The following is a 20,508-nucleotide window of genomic DNA, read 5'->3' as shown; positions in this document are numbered from 1 at the left end:
CCCATTCGGGGAAGCCGCGGCAGGAGTCGCAGCAAGAACCGGAGTAAAACCGAAAAGTGCTCATCAGAGCGGCCGCCCGCACAATTTATTAATTGACGGCAGTCGACAACAACCCTTCACCCAAAGGTGGTTGGACGGCCATGCCCTCCGAATTCCCTACCCACCGGTAAGACATAAGCTCGAAACATGCGCCGAGCAAAAATCGTCTGCACCCTGGGCCCCGCCACCGACACATACGACCAGATCAAAGCCCTGGTCGACGCCGGAATGGACGTAGCCCGCTTCAACCTCAGCCACGGCGGCCACGCCGAGCACGAGGAGCGCTACCAGCGCGTCCGCAAGGCCTCCGACGAAACCGGCCGCAGCGTTGGCCTCCTCGCCGACCTTCAGGGCCCGAAGATCCGCCTCGGCAACTTCGCGGAAGGCCCCGTACTCCTTGAACGCGGCGACACCTTCACCATCACCGTCGAAGAAGGCACAGAAGGCGACCGCAACAGCTGCGGCACCACCTACGCCGGCCTCGCAGCCGACGTCACCACCGGCGAACGCATCCTCGTCGACGACGGCAAGGTCTGCCTGGAGGTCACCGACGTCGACGGACCACGCGTCCACACCCGCGTCATCGAAGGCGGCGTGATCTCCGACCACAAAGGCCTCAACCTCCCCGGCGTCGCCGTCTCCGTCCCCGCCCTCTCCAAGAAGGACGAGGACGACCTCCGCTGGGCGCTCCGCACCGGCTTCGACGTCATCGCCCTCTCCTTCGTCCGCAGCGGCCGCGACATCGTGGACGTCCACCGGATCATGGACGACGAAGGCCGCCGCCTCCCCGTCATCGCCAAGATCGAGAAGCCCCAGGCCGTCGAGAACATCGACGACATCGTCGCCGCCTTCGACGGAATCATGGTGGCCCGCGGCGACCTCGGCGTCGAGATGCCCCTCGAACAGGTCCCCATCGTCCAAAAGCGCGCGATCAAGCTGGCGAAGCGCAACGCCAAGCCCGTCATCGTCGCCACCCAGATGCTCGACTCCATGATCGAGAACTCCCGCCCCACCCGCGCCGAAGCCTCCGACGTCGCCAACGCCGTCATCGACGGCACCGACGCGGTGATGCTCTCCGGCGAGACCAGCGTCGGCAAATACGCCATCCAGACCGTTCGCACCATGGCGAAGATCGTCGAAGCTGCCGAAGAGGACATCCTCGCCAAGGGCCTGCCCGACCTCACCGCCAACAACAAACCCCGCACCCAGGGCGGCGCCGTCGCCCGAGCCGCCGCCGAGATCGGCGACTTCCTCGACGCCAAGTTCCTCGTCGCCTTCACCCAGAGCGGCGACACCGTCCGCCGCCTCTCCCGCTACCGCTCCCCGATCCCCCTCCTCGCCTTCACCCCGGAACCGGCGACCCGCTCCCAGCTGAGCCTGACCTGGGGCGTCGAGACGTTCCTCGGCCCCCACGCGGACTCCACGGACGCGATGGTCGACCAGGTGGACGAGCTGCTGCTGAGGTACGGCCGCTGCGAGAAGGGCGACGTGGTGGTCATCACGGCGGGTTCGCTCACCGGCGTCTCGGGCTCGACCAACCTGGTCCGCGTCCACCACGTCGGAGAGGACGACAGCCCGAAGTAGGGGGACCGGGTCAGTACTTGGGGCCTACGTGGGTGTCGAGTAGGGCGACGTGCGCCTTCTTGGCGACGGAGATGTTGTAGGGGTTCCCGTTGCGGGTGCAGTGCGTCCACTCGATGCCCAGCTTTTCGAGGGTGTCGGTGAAGAGCCGCCGGATGTCGTCGGAGACGTTGGTGAAGAAGTACCGGGGGTATTCGTAGCGCTTGGGTTCACCGGCAACGATGCGGGTCGTCCAGTTGGTGATGCGGCACCCGTCGGAGTGGATGAGACCCCGGACGAACTCCCAGGGGTGGGCGTCGACGATGCCCTGTTGCCAGGGTTCGAGGACGATGGGCCGCTCGTGCTTCTTGCCGGGGCCGTGCTGGGGAAACATACAAGTCCAGTGCCTTGTGTACGACTTCACCTCGACGCAGCCAGTCTTGTGACGCTGGCTGACGTTCGGGAGCGGCATCACCTTGCGCATGGCTTCTTCGGCTGCCGCGATCAGGCCGGTCTGCGTGGCGTTGCAGAAGATGGAGAGGTGGTGCTGCTTGGTTTTCGAGACGATGTGGCCGTCGCCGAGGTACAGGCCGAGCAGGTAGGCGTATGCGATCTCATCGAACTCGCGGCCGGTGCAATTGGGGCAGTCCGTCGGCTGTTCGTATCTCTCGCCACGGGCTTTGCGGTCCTCGCTGCGCCACCAGCCGACGGTGCCGCGCGGAATGTTCAGATGCTCAGCCACGAGACGATTGGGAGCACCTTGGCGCATGAGTGCGACGGCTTGGGCGCGAATCGAAGGACTGTGCTGTTCCATGCCGCCACTTTGAGCGGGAGGCCGCGACGACACGCAGCAAAAAGCGGATGTTCACGAGAACGGGAACATCCGCTTTTCTTTCGTGACCTTGGGAACCAAGGAAAAGTGCCCCGAGTCGGATTCGAACCGACGCTGTATGGGTTTTGAATCCATGGCCTCTACCGCTGGGCTACCGGGGCCCCTTCGAAACGAAGGTCAGCGGTCACCCGCTGTGTCACTACCTTACCGCAGCTAGGTAGGCTCTTGTCAGCAGCACCCCTGCCCTGAACGAGGAGCCCCCGTGACCGCCCCCGAGTCGCCCCAGCCCGTGGACGCGCCCGACGACGACAAGTCGCACGTACCTCCGCTGACGACCCGTGTCGTCATCGCCGAGGACGAGGCCCTGATCCGCCTCGACCTCAAAGAGATGCTGGAGGAGGAGGGCTACAGCGTCGTCGGCGAGGCCGGTGACGGTGAGCAGGCGATCGAGCTCGCCCGCGAGCACAAGCCGGACCTGGTCATCCTCGACGTGAAGATGCCCAAGCTGGACGGCATCTCCGCCGCCGAGAAGATCGCCGAGGAGCGCATCGCGCCGGTGCTGATGCTGACGGCGTTCTCGCAGCGCGATCTCGTCGAGCGGGCGCGGGACGCCGGTGCGATGGCGTACCTGGTGAAGCCGTTCAGCAAGAGTGACGTCGTCCCGGCGATCGAGATGGCCGTCTCGCGGTTCACGGAGCTGCGGGAGCTGGAGAACGAGGTCGCGGACCTGACGCTGCGGCTGGAGACCCGCAAGTTGGTGGACCGGGCGAAGTCGATTCTCCAGACGGAGTACGGGCTGACGGAGCCGGCGGCGTTCCGGTGGATCCAGAAGACGTCGATGGACCGGCGGATGTCGATGCAGCAGGTGGCGGAGGCGGTCATCCTGGACGCGGACGAGAAGAAGTCGTCCAAGGGCTGAGCAAGCACGGTAGAGCAAAAGACGAGGCCCGCGCCCGGAGAAGGGGCGCGGGCCTCGTCGTGTGCGAGGGGGTGCTCAGTCCTCGCCGAGGTACGCCTTGCGGACGGACTCGTCGTGGAGGAGGTGCTGGCCGGTGCCGGAGAGCACGATCTTGCCGATCTCCATGACGTGGCCGTGGTCGGCGAGCGACAGGGCGGCCTGGGCGTTCTGCTCGATGAGCAGGATGGTCATGCCCTGGGCCTTGAGCTCGACGATGGTGGACATGATCTTCTGCATCATGATGGGGGAGAGGCCCATGGAGGGCTCGTCCAGCATGAGCAGTTTGGGCTGGGACATCAGGGCGCGGCCCATGGCGAGCATCTGCTGTTCGCCGCCGGACAGGGTGCCGGCGGCCTGCTTGCGGCGCTCTCCCAGGATGGGGAAGAGGTCGTAGGCGCGCTGGATGTCCTTCTCGATGCCGGGCTTGTCGTTGCGGAGGAAGGCGCCGAGGCGGAGGTTGTCCTCGATCGTCATGCGCGGGAAGATGTGCCGCCCCTCGGGGGAGTGGGCGAGTCCGAGCGAGACGATGTCGTGGGCGGGGATCTTCTTCAGCGATTTGCCGTTGAATTTGATCTGGCCGCCGACGGGCTTGAGCAGGCCGGACAGGGTGCGCAGGGTGGTGGTCTTGCCGGCGCCGTTGGTGCCGATCAGGGTGACGACCTCGCCGGCCTCGACCTTGAACGAGATGCCTTTGACGGCCTCGATCTTGCCGTAGGCGACCCGGAGGTCCTCGACTTCGAGCAGTGCGGTCATCGGTCGTTCTCCTTGCCGGGCGCGGCGTCCGTCGGGGTGGCGGCGCTCTCGGCTTTCGCTTCGGCGGCCTCGACTTCGGCTATTTCTTCGTCGCCGGGGGCGTTTTCGAAGGGTTCGCCGAGGTAGGCGGCGACCACTCGTTCGTCGCCCTGGACGGTCGCGCTGTCGCCTTCGACGAGCTTTTCGCCCTGGACGAGTACGGCGACTCGGTCGCAGAGGTTGAAGATGAAGCGCATGTCGTGCTCGATGACGAGGACGGCGATGCCCTTGTCGCGGATGGCGAAGACGAGTTCTTCGGTCGCGCGGGTTTCCTGGGGGTTCATGCCTGCGGTGGGCTCGTCCAGGAGGAGGAGGCCGGGCTCGCTGGCGAGTGCGCGGGCGATTTCGAGCTTGCGCTGTTCGCCGTAGGGCAGGTTGCGGGCGAGGTGGTCGGCCTTCTTCTCCAGGCCGATGAACTCCAGGAGTTCCATGGCGCGTTCGCGGCTGGCTGCTTCGGCGCGGTGGAAGGAGGGGAGGCGCAGGACGGCCGACCAGAAGCCTTCCTTGGTGCGGGTGTGGCGGCCGACGAGGACGTTTTCCAGGACGGTCATGTTGGAGAACAGACGGATGTTCTGGAAGGTGCGGGCGATGCCTGCGGCCGTGACCTTGAAGGACTTGGGCGGCAGGACGGTGCCCTTGTAGCGGACTTCGCCCTCGGTGGGGATGTAGAGGCCGGTGAGGCAGTTGAAGAAGGTGGTCTTGCCGGCGCCGTTGGGGCCGATGAGGCCGACGATTTCTCCGGCGTTGACGTGGAGGTTGACGTCGCGGACGGCGGTGAGGCCGCCGAAGCGCATGGTGACGCCGCGGGCGTCGAGCACCGTCTCGCCGACAGGGGCGACAGGGGCGTCCTTGGTGGTGGTGTCGGTGGTCATGGTGGTCAGGCCCCTGCCTTGGTCAGGACGGTGGGAGCTTCCGCGTCCTCGTGGAACTCGAGCTGGCGGCGCCGGTTGGGGATGAGGCCTTCCGGTCGGAAGCGCATCAGCAGGATGAGGGCGAGGCCGAAGGCGAAGAGCTGGTAGTCGCCGAGGAACTGGAGCTTGTTGGGGATGAGGAAGAGCAGTGCCGCGCCGATGAGGGGGCCGCTGATGGTGCCCATGCCGCCGAGGACGACTGCGGCGAGCAGGAAGGCGGAGTTGGGCGGGATGGGGCCGGCGAAGAGGTACTGCTCGGGGGTCACGGTGTAGGTGACGTGGGCCTGGACGGTGCCGGCGAGGCCGGCGAGGGAGGCGCCGACGGCGAAGGCGATGAGCTTGACGCGGAAGCCGTTGATGCCCATGGCGAGGGCGGCGGTCTCGTCTTCGCGGATGGCGACCCAGGCGCGGCCGATGCGGGAGTCGCCGCTGCGTCGGAAGACCAGGACGACGACGGCGGTGATGACGAGCATCAGGAAGAAGTAGTTGGCGAACCGGCCGATGGTGAATCCGGCGATGGCGTGTTCGGCTCCGAAGTCGAACCCGAGGATGTTGAGGTTCGGGATGGAGGAGATGCCGTTGGAGCCGTTGGTGATGTCGGGGCCGGAGGTGCCGTCGAGGTTGTTGGCGGTGATGCGGAAGATCTCGCCGAAGCCGAGGGTGACGATGGCGAGGTAGTCGCCGCGCAGTCGCAGGGTCGGGGCGCCGATGAGGACGCCGAAGACGAGGGATGCGGCGGCTCCGACGAGGACGGCGGCCCAGAACGGGAAGTGCACGTCGAAGGGGGAGCTGGGGGAGCCGGAGACCATGGCGGCGGCGTAGGCGCCGACGCCGAGGAAGGCGACGTAGCCGAGGTCGAGGAGGCCGGCGAGGCCGACGACGATGTTGAGGCCGAGGGCGACGGTGCCGAAGATGAGGATGTAGACGCCGACGGTGGCGTACTGGTCGTCGGTCTGGGTGAAGGGGAACATCGCGGCGGCGACGAAGGCGCCGCAGATGGTGATGTTCTGGTGTCGGGCGGTGATCTGGCTGGCCTGGGCGACGAGGCCGGACTTGTTGAGTGCGGCGAAGCCGAAGGCGGCGGTGATCAGGAAGCCGATGAAGAGTTCGTCGTACTCGGTGCCGATGCCGTAGGTGAAGACGGTGAGGCCGAGGCCGAGGATGGCGACGATGATCAGGATCTCGACGTAGGAGGGCAGGGCGCCGAGGGTGCTGGGCTTGCCGCCCGCGTAGGCGGCTTTGATGGTCTGCCAGCGGTACGCGTAGGCGTGCTTGACGTGTTCCCAGCGGGTGTCGTCGGGGTCGATCGGGTCGGGTTCGGGCCGCTCGAAGGGGAGTGCGCGGGCGCCGAGGTAGGTGACGGCGGAGGCGATGGCGGCGATGTAGCCGCCGGGCTCGAGGTTGACGATGCCGCCGAGGTCGGCGGTGATCGCGATGACCGTGTACCAGGTGGTGTAGAAGGTCGCGAGTGCGGCGAACTTGATGGCGCCGTCGCCGCCGGCGGGGGTGAGCCAGCGCAGGCCCTTGACGCCGTAGGAGGAGAGGCCGAAGAGGGTGGTGAGGGCGCCGCCGATGAGGACGAGGACCTGGAGGCCGCCGGGGTAGCCGTAGACGGTGAGGTCGCCGGGGAAGGCGGAGGTCCAGGTCCAGGCGAGGAAGGCGGAGACGACGGTGAGGGCGCCGCCGCCGGTGGCGAGGGCGCGGCCGATGTGGGGCGGTATGCCCAGGGTGTCGGTCGTGGTGTCCGAGCTGGGGGCGCCGGGGATCTCGGGGGTGGTGGTCTGTGTGGTCATCGGTGTCACGCCCTGTCCGCGACGCGCTCGCCGAGCAGGCCCTGTGGCCTGAACAGCAGTACGAGGATGAGAAGTACGAAGGCCCAGACGTCGGCCCAGGACTGGCTGCCGAACTTGTCCATGCCGGGGATGTCGGCGATGTAGGCGGTGGCCAGGGTTTCGGCGATGCCGAGGACCACGCCGCCGATCATGGCGCCGTAGATGTTGCCGATGCCGCCGAGGACGGCCGCGGTGAAGGCCTTGAGGCCGAGGATGAAGCCCATGCGGTAGTCGATCTGGCCGTACTTCAGGCCGTAGGCGACACCGCCGATGGCGGCGAAGACGGCGCCGAGGGCGAAGGCGATCACGATGATGCGGTCGGTGTTGACGCCCATGAGCTTGGCGGTGTCCGGGTCCTGCGCGGTGGCCTGCATGCCGCGTCCGGTGCGGGTCTTCATGACGAAGTAGGCGAGGACGGCCATGCTGATGGGGGCGGCGGCGAGGAGGAAGATGTCGCCGGTCTGGATGGTGACGTCACCGATGTGGAAGGGGCCGCCCTCGATCTGGGGGAAGGTGCGGGCCGAGGTGGCTTCCGGGTACCAGGCCCAGACCGCCTGCTGGAGGGCCAGGGAGAGGCCGATGGCGGTGATGAGGGGGGCGAGGCGGGGTGCGCCGCGCAGGGGGCGGTAGGCGAACCGTTCCGCTCCGATGGCGACGAGGACGGCGACCAGGATGGCGCCGATGAGCATGAGCGGCAGGGCTATCCACATGGTCGTGCCGTTGGGCAGTACCCAGAGGTAGACGGAGAGAGCCCCGAATGCGCCCGTCATGAAGATCTCGCCGTGGGCGAAGTTGATGAGCTGGACGATGCCGTAGACCATTGTGTAGCCAATGGCGACCAGCCCGTACATGGATCCCAGTAGCAGGCCGTTGACCAGCTGCTGCGGCAGTTCGTTCACCGCATGTCCTCCGAGACGTTCGGATAATTTCGACGTGTGTGTCCGGATGTGAGTTCGCGCGGGGCGCCAGTGGAACAGCGCCCCGCGCGGCTCATGTGATGCGGGGTGGGTCAGCCGGAGTAGGTGCCGGACTTGACCGGCTTCCAGGCACCGTTCTCGACGGCGTAGACGGTGAGCTGCTTGTTGGTGGCGTCACCGAACTCGTCGAAGGAGACCTTGCCGGTCACACCGTCGAAGGAGACGTTCTGCATGGCGGCGGTGACCTTGGCGCGGGCGTCGTCGGGAAGCTTGCCGTCGTTGTCGTCGACGACCTTCTTCACGGCCTCGATGATCGCCCAGGCCGAGTCGTAGGAGTAGCCGCCGTAGGCCTCGTAGGCCTCCTTGTAGCCCTCGGTCTTGTAGTTGGCGACGAACTCCTTGGCGGAGGGGAGCTGCTCGACCGGTGCGCCGACGGAGGTGGCGAGGTCGCCGGCGGCGGTGGCGCCGGCCAGCTTGATGAAGTCGGCGCTGTAGATGCCGTCACCGCCGACCACGGGGATCTTGGCGCCGGCGGCCTTGATCTGCTTGCTGAGGGGGCCGGCCTGCGGGTATTCGCCGCCGTAGTAGACGACGTCGGCGCCGGAGGTCTTGACCTTGGTGGCGATGGCCGAGAAGTCCTTGCTGTCCGGGTTGATGTGCTCGGTGCCGGCCACCGTGCCGCCGAGCTTCTTGAACTCCTCGGTGAAGGTTCCGGCGAGGCCGGCGCCGTAGGTCTTCTTGTCGTCGATGACGAAGACCTTCTTCTTCTTGGCGTCGTTGATCAGGTACTGCGCGGCGAACGGGCCCTGGATGGCGTCCGTGGTCGCGGTGCGGAAGTACGACTTGTAGACGCGCTTCTTGGAGGTCGCCCAGTCGGTGCCCTGGGTGAGCGCCGGGTTGGTGTTGGCCGGGGAGACCTCGACGAGCTTGGCGTCGTCGAAGACCTTCTGCATCGACTCGGCGACGGAGGAGTTCAGCGGGCCGACCACGCCGAGGACGGACTTGTCGGCGACGAGCTTGGTGGCGTTCTGCTGGCCCGAGGACGGCTGGGCCTGGTCGTCGAGCGCCTCGACCTTGAAGGTGATGCCGTCGACGTACTTCTGCTTGTTGGCCGTCTTGGCGGCGAGGTCGACGGAGTTCTTGATGCCGAGGCCCAGCGCGGACAGGTCGCCGGTCAGCGGGGCGTCGATACCGATGGTGACGGTGGTGCCACCGCTGTCGGAGCCCTTGTCGTCGCTGTCGCGCGAACCGCAAGCGGTGAGGGTGAGTGCTCCTGCGGACAGCGCGGCGGTAATGGCGATGAGCGAACGTTGACGCACGTTCCAGTCCTTTCCCTGGGCGGCCCTCCCCCCTGGAAGAGGCCGAGTCGAGCGCTGGGCCGAAGGGGTATTCCAGCCGCGCGGTGACTGGGCGTGACTCTAAGCGGGTGAAGCTGACGGGGAGGAGGGTCTGACCGATGCTGTGACGCTCTTGTTATGACACGAGGTAATGCAGAGCGGTACTTGGTGGGTGGAACAGCTGAATTCAGGCCGATTCGCCCTGTCCGCATGGTGAGAACGTGCAGGACGATCCCGGGTATGTTCAGGCGTCTCAGGCGTTTTGGTGATGACGCGATTCGTTGCTACAGGCGACTTGTAGGGCCTCGGAGAGGTCGTGCGCATAGCGAGTGCCGAGGATGAAACTGTGGACTTGTATTGCGCGCGCATTACGTAGAGTTACGTCCACGAAAGGGAGTCCGACGTTCTTCGGCACTTTTCCGCATTCCGATACATGCATGGTGATGACGACCTTGCGGACGGAACCCGCTTTTGTCCCGAAGGGGGCCCGGGGGGTCGAGGTCAGGGAAAGCCCGGTGTACGGCTGGGACAGTCGCGTCACGGTGACCGGCGGGCCTGACTCCACGCCGAGCAGCACTTCGAAGGCGAACGTGCGAGGGCGGGTGCCGGGCGGTACGGCGACCTCGCCGAGGTAGCTGACGTCCACCACCTGGGACGGGAACGGCGGTGCGGGGGCCGCCGGTTCGGCGTCGTGCGGCCGGGTCGCGTAGAGGTAGCCGCCGCCCGCGAGGAGGACCGCCGCGGCGAGGGCGGCCGACACGGCCCGGCGGTGGGCGGCATGGAGGCGGGCGAGCCTACGGAGCAGGCGGGCGGCGGGAGTTGGGGCGTCCGCGTCGAGGGCGTCGGCGGGGCCGGGGGTGTGGGCGGCTTCGGTGGTGCGGCCGGCGTCGGGGGCCTCCCACGCGTGGGTGCCCTCGCCGGGCTCCACGGGGCCGACGCCGCTCACCGCCAGGGACCTTCGGTCGGGCCGCCGGAGCGGTACCGGTCCGCGCAGCCCCCGGCCGCCTCGCGGTCGATCAACTCGTCCGCCGCGTCGGCCCCTTGGCGTTTCTTCGCGGCCCGCGCGGCGTCCACGACGGTCCGCAGGATCTCGTACTGTCCGTTGGACAGCCCCATCGACTGGTAGTCCCCGTAGGTGGTGCTGTCGAGGACCTGGCGCGACCAGTGGGCGACGATGCGGGTGCACAGCTCCTCGGGCGAGGTGGTGGACGGGGACGGGGGTGGGGACGGGGTGCCGTTCGCGCCGGCGCTCCCGGAGGCTCCGCAGCCGACCGTCAGCAGGCCCGTCAACAAGGCCGCCGGTAACACCGGTCCGAGCAGCCGCCCCGCCGCCCCCGCCCGTGGGGCTCCTCCCGTGGTCATGCCCCGACGCTAGGCCGCCGCGGTGGCGGTGGGCAACGGCCGCGCGCGCGTGACTCTCCGGCGCGCCGGTGCCGGTGCCGTCAGCTCGCGGTGCGCGCCTGCGCCCCGTCGCCGGCCCGTACGTCCCGCAGCAGACAGGTGAGCCGGGCGGTGCACACGCGCCGCCCCTCCTGGTCGCTGATCACGATCTCGTACGTCGCCGTGGAGCGCCCCTGGTGCACGGGTGTGGCCACGCCGGTGACCAGGCCGGAGCGGACTCCGCGGTGGTGGGTGCAGTTCAGGTCGACACCGACGGCGATCTTGGTGCTGCCGCCGTGCAGCATGGAGCCGACCGAGCCGAGGGTCTCGGCGAGGACCGCGGAGGCGCCGCCGTGCAGCAGGCCGTAGGGCTGGGTGTTGCCCTCGACCGGCATGGTGCCGACGACCCGGTCCGCGGAGGCCTCGACGATCTCCACGCCCATCCGGGTGCCGAGGTGTCCGGCGGAGAACAGGGCCAGGATGTCGATGCCGAGGGCCGCGTACTCGTCGATGACCTCTTGCGGGAACTTCACATGCTGCTGCTCGCCCATGGGCCTGGCTCCGTTCGTCGATCACAGTCCGGCGTGACTTAAGCAAACGCTCAGTCGGTTGCCGATTGTTCCAGACGGACGACGACGGACTTGCTGGCCGGGGTGTTGCTGGTGTCGGCGGTGGCGTCCAGCGGGACCAGGACGTTGGTCTCCGGGTAGTACGCGGCGGCGCAGCCCCGGCTGGTCGGGTAGAGCACGACCCGGAAGCCGGGCGCCCGCCGCTCCACGCCGTCCCGCCATTCGCTCACCAGGTCCACGTAGGAGCCCTCGGAGAGCCCGAACGCGCGCGCGTCCTCGGCGTTCACCAGGACGACCCGGCGGCCGTTCTTGATGCCCCGGTAGCGGTCGTCGAGGCCGTAGATCGTGGTGTTGTACTGGTCGTGCGAGCGCAGCGTCTGGAGGAGCAGCCGGCCCTCGGGCAGCCGGGGGTACTCGACGGGGGCCGCGGTGAAGTTGGCCTTGCCGGTCGTGGTGGGGAAGCGGCGCTCGTCGCGCGGGGCGTGCGGGAGGGTGAAGCCCTCGGGGCGGGCCACGCGCGCGTTGAAGTCGTCGAAGCCGGGGATCACACGCGCGATGCGGTCACGGATCGTCGCGTAGTCCTTCTCGAACTCCTCCCACGGCACCTTGCTGTCCCCGCCGAGCACGCGGCGTGCGAGGCGGCAGACGATGGCGGGCTCGGACAGCAGGTGCGCGCTCGCGGGCGCGAGGCGGCCGCGTGAGGCGTGCACCATGCCCATGGAGTCCTCGACGGTCACGAACTGCTCTGTGCTCTTCCCGTTCGGGCCGACCTGGAGGTCGCGCTCGGTGCGGCCGAGCGTCGGCAGGATCAGCGCCCGCGCGCCCGTCACCACGTGCGAGCGGTTGAGCTTCGTCGACACGTGCACCGTCAGCCGGGCGCGCCGCATGGCCGCCTCGGTGACCTCGGTGTCCGGGGAGGCGGAGACGAAGTTGCCGCCCATCGCGAAGAACAGCTTCGCCTCGCCGTCGCGCAGTGCGCGGATGGCGCGGACGACGTCGAAGCCGTGCTCGCGCGGGGGCGCGAAGCCGAACTCCTTCTCCAGGGCGTCCAGGAAGGCGGGCGCGGGCCGTTCGAAGATGCCCATGGTGCGGTCGCCCTGCACGTTCGAGTGGCCGCGCACCGGGCACACGCCCGCGCCCGGACGGCCGATGTTGCCGCGCAGCAGAAGGAAGTTGACGACCTCGCGGATCGTCGGCACGGAGTGCTTGTGCTGGGTGAGACCCATGGCCCAGCAGACGATGGTGCGCTCGGAGGCGAGCACCATGCGCAGGGTTTCCTCGATCTCCGCGCGCGTGAGGCCGGTCGCGGTGAGCGTCTCGTCCCAGTCGGCGGTGCGGGCCGCGTCGGCGAACTCCTCGAAGCCGTGGGTGTGTTCGGCGATGAACGCCTCGTCGAGCGCGCCGTCGGTGTCGAGGACGAGCTTGTTGAGGAGGCGGAAGAGGGCCTGGTCGCCGCCGATACGGATCTGGAGGAAGAGGTCGGTGAGCGCGGCGCCCTTGGCGAGACCCTTGGGGGTCTGCGGGTTCTTGAAGCGTTCCAGGCCCGCCTCGGGCAGCGGGTTGACGCTGATGATCTTCGCGCCGCCCGCCTTGGCCTTCTCCAGGGCGGACAGCATGCGCGGGTGGTTGGTGCCCGGGTTCTGCCCGGCGACGATGATCAGGTCGGCCTGGTAGAGGTCCTCGAGCAGGACGCTGCCCTTGCCGATGCCGATGGTCTCCGACAGGGCCGAGCCGGACGACTCGTGGCACATGTTGGAGCAGTCCGGGAGGTTGTTCGTGCCGAGTTCGCGGGCGAACAGCTGGTAGAGGAACGCGGCCTCGTTGCTGGTGCGGCCCGAGGTGTAGAAGACGGCCTCGTCGGGAGAGGCGAGGGCGGCGGTCTCCTCGGCGATGATGTCGAAGGCGCGCTCCCAGGTCACCGGTTCGTAGCGCTCCCCGCCTTCGGGGAGGTACATGGGGTGCGTGAGGCGGCCCTGCTGGCCGAGCCAGTAGCCGCTGCGGCCGGCGAGGTCGGCGACCGGGTGCGCGGCGAAGAACTCGGGGGTGACCCGGCGCAGGGTCGCCTCCTCGGCGACCGCCTTCGCGCCGTTCTCACAGAACTCCGCGGTGTGCCGGTGCTCGGGTTCGGGCCAGGCGCAGCCGGGACAGTCGAAGCCGTCCTTCTGGTTGACGCGCAGCAGGGTCAGCGCGGTGCGCCTCACACCCATCTGCTGATGGGCGATCCGCAGGGAATGCCCGACGGCCGGCAGGCCCGCCGCCACCTGCTTCGGCTCGGCGACCTGCGGAGCGTCCTGGACCGGATCGGCCTTGGGCGGCTTCGTTGCCATCGCGCGCTCTCCTTCGCTCGCCTGCGCCACACACCGCATGGATCCTCGCACGAGGCGCCGACAGTGTGGACGCGCGGGCCGGTCGGCGGGCGGGAGCACAGCTTGCGGCGGACGGCGGGCGGCCGCGGAACCCCGTGAACCGTGGCGGCCGGGACCGAGTGTCAGTGGGGCGTGGCAGGATCGGGGGCGTGGCAGAGACAGCAGCGAAGAAGACCGACACCCCCGCCGGCAGCCGGCCCCGCCTGATGCTCATGGACGGGCACTCGCTGGCCTACCGCGCGTTCTTCGCGCTGCCCGCGGAGAACTTCACCACCGCGACGGGCCAGCCGACGAACGCGATCTACGGCTTCGCGTCGATGCTGGCCAACACCCTGCGTGACGAGGCGCCCACGCACTTCGCGGTCGCGTTCGACGTGTCCCGCAAGACCTGGCGCTCCGAGGAGTTCACCGAGTACAAGGCGAACCGCTCCAAGACGCCGGACGAGTTCAAGGGCCAGGTCGAGCTGATCGGCGAGCTGCTCGACGCGATGCACGTGTCCCGGTTCGCGGTGGACGGCTTCGAGGCGGACGACGTCATCGCCACCCTCGCCACCCAGGCCGAGGCCGAGGGCTTCGAGGTGCTGATCGTCACCGGCGACCGTGACTCCTTCCAGCTGGTCTCCGAGCACACCACGGTGCTGTATCCGACGAAGGGCGTCTCGGAGCTGACCCGGTTCACACCGGAGAAGGTCGTCGAGAAGTACGGGTTGACGCCCGCCCAGTACCCCGACTTCGCGGCGCTGCGCGGCGACCCGTCCGACAACCTGCCGGGCATCCCCGGGGTCGGTGAGAAGACGGCCGCGAAGTGGATCAACCAGTTCGGTTCGTTCGCCGAGCTCGTCGAGCGCGTCGAGGAGGTCAAGGGCAAGGCCGGGCAGAACCTGCGCGACCACCTGGAGGCCGTCAAGCTCAACCGTCGCCTCACCGAGATGGTCCGTACCGTCGAGCTGCCGAAGACGGTCGTCGAGCTGGAGCGCGCCCAGTACGACCGCACGGCCGTCGTGATGATCCTGGACACCCTGGAGATCAGGAACCCGTCCCTGCGTGAGCGGCTGTTCGCCGTCGACCCCGGCGGCGAGGAGGCCGAGGCCACGCCGGTGATCACCGGCGGGGTGGAGCTGGACGGCACGGTGCTGGGCACCGGCGAGCTGGCCGGCTGGCTCGCGGAGCACGGCACCGACACCCTCGGCGTCGCCACCGTCGGCGCCTGGGCGCTGGGCGCCGGCTCGGTCGCCGAGATCGCGCTCGCCGCCGCCGGGGGAGCGGCCGCCTGGTTCGACCCGGCGGAGCTCGACGAGGCCGACGAGAACGCGTGGGCGACCTGGATCGCCGCCGAGGACCACCCCAAGGTCCTGCACAACGCCAAGGGCGCCATGCGTGTCTTCGCCGAGCACGGCTGGTCCGTCGCCGGCGTCGGGATGGACACGGCGCTCGCCGCCTACCTGGTCAAGCCGGGCCGCCGCTCCTTCGACCTGGACGCGCTGTCCCTGGAGTACCTGGGCCGTGAGCTGGCCCCGGCCGCCGCGGCCGACGGCCAGCTCGCCTTCGGCGCGGACGACGGCGCCGAGGCCGAGGCACTCATGGTGCAGGCCCGCACGATCGTCGACCTCGGCGAGGCGTTCCGCGGCCGGCTGGAGGAGGTCGGCGCGGCCGACCTGCTGCGCGACATGGAGCTGCCGACCTCCGCCCTCCTGGCCCGCCTGGAGCGGCACGGCATCGCCGCCGACCGCGCCCACCTGGAGGCCATGGAGCAGATGTTCGCGGGAGCCGTCCAGCAGGCCGTGAAGGAGGCGCACGCGGCGGCCGGGCACGAGTTCAACCTGGGCTCGCCCAAGCAGCTCCAGGAGGTCCTCTTCGGCGAACTGGGCCTGCCGAAGACGAAGAAGACCAAGACCGGCTACACCACCGACGCCGACGCCCTGGCCTGGCTCGCCGGCCAGACGGACAACGAACTGCCGGTCATCATGCTCCGCCACCGCGAACAGGCGAAGCTGCGAGTCACCGTCGAGGGCCTGATCAAGACGATCGCCGCGGACGGCCGCATCCACACCACGTTCAACCAGACGGTCGCCGCGACCGGCCGGCTGTCCTCCACCGACCCGAACCTCCAGAACATCCCCGTCCGCACCGACGAGGGCCGGGCGATCCGCCGCGGCTTCGTCGTCGGCGAGGGCTTCGAGTCCCTGATGACCGCCGACTACAGCCAGATCGAACTGCGCGTGATGGCCCACCTGTCGGAGGACGCGGGCCTCATCGAGGCGTTCACCTCCGGCGAGGACCTGCACACCACGGCCGCCTCCCAGGTGTTCGCCGTCGAGCCCGGCGCGGTGGACGCGGAGATGCGGCGCAAGATCAAGGCGATGTCCTACGGCCTCGCGTACGGCCTGTCGGCGTTCGGCCTGTCCCAGCAGCTGAACATCGACGCGGGTGAGGCCCGTGGCCTGATGGACGCCTACTTCGAGCGCTTCGGCGGCGTACGGGACTATCTGCGCCGCGCGGTCGACGAGGCACGGGCGACCGGCTACACGGCGACGCTCTTCGGCCGCCGCCGCTATCTGCCCGACCTCAACAGCGACAACCGTCAGCGCCGCGAGGCGGCCGAGCGCATGGCCCTCAACGCGCCGATCCAGGGCACGGCGGCGGACATCGTCAAGATCGCCATGCTCAAGGTGGACGCGGCCCTGCGCGCGGCGGACCTCAAGTCCCGCATGCTGCTCCAGGTCCACGACGAAATCGTCCTGGAGATCGCCCCCGGCGAGCGGGCGGCGGTCGAGGAGCTGGTCCGCCGTGAGATGGCCGGCGCCGTCCAGCTCAGGGCCCCGCTGGACGTGTCGGTCGGCGCGGGCGCGGACTGGGAGTCGGCGGCGCACTAGCCTCCGGCGGGGGAGCGGCAGGCCGCGACCCGGAACAGCTGGAAGGGGCTCTGCCGGCACCGGCAGGGCCCCTTCGCATGCCTGGTGTGAGCAGGTGCCGTGGGCGCCGGTGCCGTCGCGAGGGGCTCGGTCACCGCCGGTACCTCCCCCGAAGGGCCCTCACCCGCGTGGCCCCCGAGAACAGGCCCCGGCCGGGTCCGGGCCACCAGGATGCCGCCATGGGTATACGCATGCTCCACCGCAGGAAGGCCCACGCACGCGTTCACGCCACGGCGGCCGCGGACACGCGGTCCGGGCCCGGCGCGGCTTCCCGGACGCGGCCGCGCCCCGCCCTCGCCCCCGGCGCCGCCACCCCCCGCATCCCGTGGGCCCCCGGCACGGCCCTGCGTGCGGCCGCCGCACGGCAACGCGGTCCGGCTGCCACCCGGTCCCTGACCTGGTTCCCGGCCCGGTCCCTGACCTGGTTCCCGGCCCGGTCCCTGACCTGGTTCCCGGCCCGGTCCCTGACCTGGTTCCCGGCCCGGTCCCTGACCTGGTTCCCGGCCCGGTCCCCGGCCCGGGTTCTGGCCTGGGTCCTGGCCTGGTTCCTGGCCTGGGTCCTGGCCTGGTTCCTGGCCCGGGTCCCGGCTCGGGTTCTGCACCGGGTCCTGGCCCGGTTTCTCGCCGGGTTCGTTCCCCGGGACGACGGCCGGCTGCGCCTGTGGGGCGATGCGGTACGCGGTCACCTGGCCCTGGCCCTCGGCGTTCTCGACCGCCTCCGCGGACCCCGTACCGTCCGGCGCATCCCCCTCTTCGTCGCGACGGCGACCCCTCTCACCGAACGCCCGGGCGACTCCGCCGCACACTGACCCCGTCGGCTCCCGCTCCCGCTTCCGGCTGCCCGGCGCGGGCATCCAGCGCGGCCGGATGAGCCGGATGAGCCGGGCGGGCCGGACGCCACAGCCGCACGCCGACCGCGTAGAGCAGCACCCCCAGCACCAGCCCCGCGCCCGCCCCGAAGCACAGCGTCGGGACGAGCTCCCACGGCTTCGCCTCGCGCGCCCCCCAGTACTCCCACCACCGCATCGCCCGCCGCACCGCCGCGACCAGCGCGCAACCGCCGATCACGGCACCCGCCCACCATCGGTCCCGCACCGACAGCACCGCGACCCCCACCGGCTCGCCGGCCGGCGCCCGGCGCAGCGCGTGCGTCACGAACGCGGCGAGCACGACCGCGGCCACGGCCGAACCCCCGTACTGGAGGTACCAGTACAGAGGCGAGCCGGCGATGTCCTCGCCGAGGACGGGGAACAGCCGCATGCCCCAGCGGTCGAGGTGCGTGAACGCGTCCCACACCACATGGGTCAGCGCGCCGAGCGCCGCGGAGACGTACCACCACAGGGCGGTGGACGGCCGTACACGCGCGCGTGGCACCCCGCAGCGGGTCAGCGCGGCCGTGCGGCCCTGCCGGGACCGCGGCAGCAGCGCCACCAGCGGCTCGCGCACCAGCAGCCAGAGCCCCACCAGCACCCAGGCGACGAGCACGTCCACCGTGAACACACCGGGCAGGGAGTGCGTGACGTCGCCGAACTCCATGGCCCCGGAGACGACGCTCGCCGCGTAGTAGGTCATGTCGGGAGCAAGGGAACCCGCCACCAGGGCGCCCGGGACGAGGGACCCGCGGCCGGTGCCGTCGGCGCGCACGGCGGGCAGCACGGCCGCCGCGTGACTCAGCGTGAACGGCAACGGGGCTCCCCGGGGCGGATGTTGACGGGCCGGGCGGCCCGGTGATCTACGACGTCCAGTATGCGGGGCACGGTTCCCGGCCAACGGCACATGGCCGGCTGGTGAAAACGGCACCCGAACGGGTGCCGGTGCAAAAGAAGTTGTCGTAGGGTCGCCTGGGTCGGTGTGCCCGAGGGCGCGTCGATACGGAAGAACAGAGCAGGGCAAACCGCCCATGAGTGCAACCCTCGGGGCGGGTTGATCGTCACACCGGTGACGGCGGCAGTAGCGGCAACGGCCACAACAGTGGCAACAGCCGCAACAGCAGGGTGCAGGCGAAGACGGGCGTACCGCGTCCACGGGAGGGTTTCACTTCATGTCGGCGCATTTCGGCACGAGGCTGCGCAAGGGAGCGGTCAACACGACCGTGGCCGCACTGGCGGTGGCGGCTCTGGCCGCGTCCCAGGCACCGGACGTCACGGCCGACGGCCACGGCAGACAGACCGCCGCCGACACCCCGTCCGCCGCCGACGACGGCAGCGGCATCGGTGACAGCGCCACCGGCAACTCGCCGTACTACACGGACCTGCCGCCGCTGAACAGCCCGCTCCCCGCGCCGAGCGAGAGCTCCTCCACCACCCCGGCCGCCACCGGCACCACGGAGGCGGGCATCCCGGCGACCGTCCTGGACGCCTACAAGAAGGCCGAGGCGGAGCTGGCGCAGTCCAAGCCCGGCTGCAACCTGCCCTGGCAACTCCTGGCCGCCATCGGCAAGGTCGAGTCGGGCCAGGCCCGCGGCGGCAACGTGACCGCCGACGGCACCACCGTCTCGCCGATCCTCGGCCCGGTCCTCAACGGCGTCGGCTTCGCGAACATCAGCGACACCGACAACGGCGCGTACGACGGCGACAGCACCTACGACCGTGCCGTGGGCCCCATGCAGTTCATCCCGTCCACCTGGGCGTGGGCGGGCCGCGACGGCAACGCCGACGGCAAGAAGGACCCCAACAACATCTACGACGCCGCGCTCGCCGCCGGCCACTACCTGTGCCGTTACGACTGGGACATGTCGGCCACGTCCGGGATGCGCAGCGCGATCCTCAGCTACAACAACTCGACGGACTACCTGAACACCGTCCTGTCGTGGCTGGAGTACTACCGCAAGGGCACGCACGAGATCGCCGACGGCACCGGCACCGTGCCGGACAACCGCAGCGACGACGGCACCGGCTCCACGCCCGCCTCGCCGTCCACCCCGTCGACGCCCAGCACGCCCAGCACGCCGAGTACGCCGAGCAAGCCGTCGAAACCCAGCACGCCCAACACCCCGTCGACGCCCAGCACCCCGACGCCGACCCCGACCCCGACGCCGACCGAGACGGTCGGTCACCTCGAGGACGCGGGCACGGCGAGCCTCACCGCCATGGCGGGCGACACATTCACGGAACGCATCAGCACCCGCGCGGAGACGGCGGCCGGCAAGGCCGTCGCCAAGGTCCGGATCCGCTTCACCATCGTCGGCGACACCGACGCGACGTTCACGGGCGGCGAGAGCGTCGCCACGATCTCCACCGGCGCCAACGGCGTCGCCCTCGCGCCCGCCCTCGTGGCGGGCGAGAAGACCGGCGGCTTCACCGTCCGCGCCACGGTCCTCGGTCGCACGCTCTCCGCCCTCGACTACAAGGCCACCGTCACCGCCCGCGCCGCCGACACCCTCGCCCGCACCAGCGCCACCGCGCTGACCTGCACCGCAGGCGGCGAGTTCGCCGACCAGGTCGAGGTGAAGGCCACCTACAAGGGCGCCGTGGCGGACAAGGTCGCGGCCACCGCCACCCTGATCAAGTCTGCCGACGACGCGACCACGAACGACAAGGGCCCCTACTTCAAGGACGCCGCCGGCAACCCCGTCCGCACCCTGGACCTCCAGACGGACGCGAACGGCCTGCTGGAGCTGCCCAAGCTGTACGCGGACGACACCGCCGGCACCTATCTGCTCCGCATCACCACCACGGGCGGAGCGACCCTGACGGTCGAACTCACCGTCACGGCCGCCGAGACCTCGACGCCCAGCCCCACGCCCAGCGAGTCGGAGTCGACGACCACCGGCTCGTGACCCTGCCGCGGACCCTGCTCCGCACTCCTCTCCGACCTCCTCCCGAACGACGACGGCGGCGCCCCTCTCTCCACAGGGGCGCCGCCGTCGTGTGCGACGTGTTCTCATCTCGCCCGCCCGTTGCTACCGTGCCCGATCTGACGTCCCGTCAGCTCCGGGAGGACCGTATGCGTGCCCTGATCGCCGCCGCGACCGGTCTCGCCGTCGCGCTCGCCCTGGTCCTCACACTCGCCGCGCTGGGCACACCGGCCGGCAAGACCTCCCCGAAGCCACTGCTGACGACGGTCCCCGCACACCCCTGACCGCCCCGCCCGCCGGGTTCCGC

The 20,508-nt window shown here is 69.8% G+C and carries 17 protein-coding genes and 1 tRNA gene; 6 read left to right on the top strand and 12 right to left on the bottom strand.

Annotated elements, in window-relative coordinates; all coding sequences use genetic code 11:
* Window positions 1–186 precede the first annotated feature (186 nt).
* On the top strand, window positions 187–1,623 hold the full coding sequence (gene pyk / locus G9272_RS12555) for a pyruvate kinase (protein WP_171396648.1): 1,437 nt from the start codon (window positions 187–189) through the stop codon (window positions 1,621–1,623).
* Between the two features lie 10 nt (window positions 1,624–1,633).
* On the opposite strand, the gene G9272_RS12550 is transcribed toward pyk, so the two are convergent.
* Together G9272_RS12550 and G9272_RS12545 are read right to left on the bottom strand one after the other, a co-directional pair.
* On the bottom strand, window positions 1,634–2,413 hold the full coding sequence (locus G9272_RS12550) for a helix-turn-helix domain-containing protein (RefSeq protein ID WP_171396647.1): 780 nt from the start codon (window positions 2,411–2,413) through the stop codon (window positions 1,634–1,636).
* Between the two features lie 106 nt (window positions 2,414–2,519).
* Window positions 2,520–2,592 (bottom strand) — tRNA-Leu (locus G9272_RS12545).
* 101 nt (window positions 2,593–2,693) lie between these two features.
* On the opposite strand from G9272_RS12545, the gene G9272_RS12540 reads away from it, so the two are divergent.
* Entirely contained in the window at window positions 2,694–3,350 is a 657-nt protein-coding gene (locus G9272_RS12540) for an ANTAR domain-containing response regulator (protein ID WP_171396646.1), read from the top strand.
* A gap of 75 nt (window positions 3,351–3,425) precedes the next feature.
* Here the strand turns inward: G9272_RS12540 and G9272_RS12535 are convergent, their stop codons facing one another.
* The 9 genes from G9272_RS12535 to G9272_RS12495 all read right to left on the bottom strand — a co-directional run bounded on the left by G9272_RS12535 (window position 3,426) and on the right by G9272_RS12495 (window position 13,454).
* Window positions 3,426–4,142 (bottom strand): ABC transporter ATP-binding protein, encoded by a 717-nt coding sequence (locus G9272_RS12535; protein ID WP_171396645.1) that lies wholly within the window; start codon window positions 4,140–4,142, stop codon window positions 3,426–3,428.
* Window positions 4,139–5,053 (bottom strand): ABC transporter ATP-binding protein, encoded by a 915-nt coding sequence (locus G9272_RS12530; RefSeq protein ID WP_020131826.1) that lies wholly within the window; start codon window positions 5,051–5,053, stop codon window positions 4,139–4,141. Before G9272_RS12530 ends, G9272_RS12535 begins: the two co-directional genes overlap by 4 nt.
* Window positions 5,054–5,058: 5 nt before the next feature.
* Window positions 5,059–6,885: a branched-chain amino acid ABC transporter permease gene (locus G9272_RS12525; RefSeq protein ID WP_171396644.1), complete on the bottom strand. Its 1,827-nt coding sequence runs from the start codon at window positions 6,883–6,885 to the stop codon at window positions 5,059–5,061.
* 5 nt (window positions 6,886–6,890) lie between these two features.
* Window positions 6,891–7,823, bottom strand: coding sequence for a branched-chain amino acid ABC transporter permease (locus tag G9272_RS12520; protein ID WP_020131828.1), 933 nt, complete (start codon window positions 7,821–7,823; stop codon window positions 6,891–6,893).
* Between the two features lie 110 nt (window positions 7,824–7,933).
* Complete coding sequence (locus G9272_RS12515; protein ID WP_171396643.1) at window positions 7,934–9,160, bottom strand: branched-chain amino acid ABC transporter substrate-binding protein; 1,227 nt, start codon at window positions 9,158–9,160, stop codon at window positions 7,934–7,936.
* A gap of 271 nt (window positions 9,161–9,431) precedes the next feature.
* Window positions 9,432–10,124: a Tat pathway signal sequence domain protein gene (locus tag G9272_RS12510; RefSeq protein WP_171396642.1), complete on the bottom strand. Its 693-nt coding sequence runs from the start codon at window positions 10,122–10,124 to the stop codon at window positions 9,432–9,434.
* Window positions 10,121–10,540: a hypothetical protein gene (locus tag G9272_RS12505; protein ID WP_171396641.1), complete on the bottom strand. Its 420-nt coding sequence runs from the start codon at window positions 10,538–10,540 to the stop codon at window positions 10,121–10,123. Before G9272_RS12505 ends, G9272_RS12510 begins: the two co-directional genes overlap by 4 nt.
* Window positions 10,541–10,620: 80 nt before the next feature.
* Entirely contained in the window at window positions 10,621–11,109 is a 489-nt protein-coding gene (locus G9272_RS12500; protein ID WP_171396640.1) for a PaaI family thioesterase, read from the bottom strand.
* Window positions 11,110–11,159: 50 nt separating this feature from the next.
* A complete protein-coding gene (locus G9272_RS12495) occupies window positions 11,160–13,454 on the bottom strand; it encodes an FdhF/YdeP family oxidoreductase (protein WP_171396639.1) in 2,295 nt (764 codons plus the stop codon).
* A gap of 188 nt (window positions 13,455–13,642) precedes the next feature.
* Here G9272_RS12495 and polA point away from each other — a divergent pair, with 188 nt between their 5' ends.
* Window positions 13,643–16,366 carry a DNA polymerase I gene (gene polA / locus G9272_RS12490; protein WP_171396638.1) on the top strand — a complete coding sequence of 908 codons (2,724 nt, stop codon included), beginning with the start codon at window positions 13,643–13,645 and terminating at the stop codon, window positions 16,364–16,366.
* 218 nt (window positions 16,367–16,584) lie between these two features.
* Complete coding sequence (locus G9272_RS12485; protein WP_171396637.1) at window positions 16,585–17,214, top strand: hypothetical protein; 630 nt, start codon at window positions 16,585–16,587, stop codon at window positions 17,212–17,214.
* Here the strand turns inward: G9272_RS12485 and G9272_RS12480 are convergent.
* Window positions 17,180–18,091 (bottom strand): DUF4184 family protein, encoded by a 912-nt coding sequence (locus G9272_RS12480; RefSeq protein ID WP_171396636.1) that lies wholly within the window; start codon window positions 18,089–18,091, stop codon window positions 17,180–17,182. The genes G9272_RS12485 and G9272_RS12480 overlap by 35 nt on opposite strands.
* Window positions 18,092–18,446: 355 nt before the next feature.
* On the opposite strand from G9272_RS12480, the gene G9272_RS12475 reads away from it, so the two are divergent.
* Both G9272_RS12475 and G9272_RS12470 read left to right on the top strand, forming a co-directional pair.
* Complete coding sequence (locus G9272_RS12475) at window positions 18,447–20,183, top strand: lytic transglycosylase domain-containing protein (RefSeq protein ID WP_171396635.1); 1,737 nt, start codon at window positions 18,447–18,449, stop codon at window positions 20,181–20,183.
* Between the two features lie 167 nt (window positions 20,184–20,350).
* Complete coding sequence (locus G9272_RS12470) at window positions 20,351–20,485, top strand: SPW_0924 family protein (RefSeq protein WP_171396634.1); 135 nt, start codon at window positions 20,351–20,353, stop codon at window positions 20,483–20,485.
* Window positions 20,486–20,508: the final 23 nt, after the last annotated feature.

The organism is Streptomyces asoensis (genome assembly GCF_013085465.1).
Lineage (GTDB): Bacteria > Actinomycetota > Actinomycetes > Streptomycetales > Streptomycetaceae > Streptomyces > Streptomyces cacaoi_A.
Note: the sequence above shows the minus strand (reverse complement) of the source record. Positions and strands in the feature narration are given on the sequence as shown.